This is a genomic window from Zoogloea sp. LCSB751 (assembly GCF_002028455.1).
In the GTDB taxonomy this organism is placed as follows: domain Bacteria; phylum Pseudomonadota; class Gammaproteobacteria; order Burkholderiales; family Rhodocyclaceae; genus Zoogloea.
Genome location: NZ_MWUM01000469.1, coordinates 1 through 248, shown reverse-complemented (window position 1 = coordinate 248; position 248 = coordinate 1). Strand labels below are relative to the sequence as shown.

Sequence of the window (248 nt, the reverse complement as noted above, 5' to 3'; positions counted from 1 at the left end):
TTCATGCTCAGTCTCCAAACCGCACGCGGGGATCGACCAGGGCAACGCAGATGTCGGAGACGATATTGCCCACCAGCATCAGCATGGAGGTGATGGCCAGGATGCCCATGACGGTGGGGTAATCCCGCTCGACGATGGCCTCATAGCCGAGCAGGCCGATGCCGTCGATGTTGAAGATGGTCTCGATGAGGAAGGAACCGCCGAAGAAGACGGTGAGCACCGATCCCAGGTGGCTCGCGATGGGGATC

1 protein-coding gene is annotated in these 248 nt (G+C 60.5%); it reads right to left on the bottom strand.

The annotated features are described in order from the left end of the window. Positions 1 to 7: 7 nt before the first annotated feature. On the bottom strand, positions 8 to 248 hold a 241-nt coding region (locus B4920_RS27350; RefSeq protein WP_139379749.1), incomplete at its 5' end, for an ABC transporter permease subunit.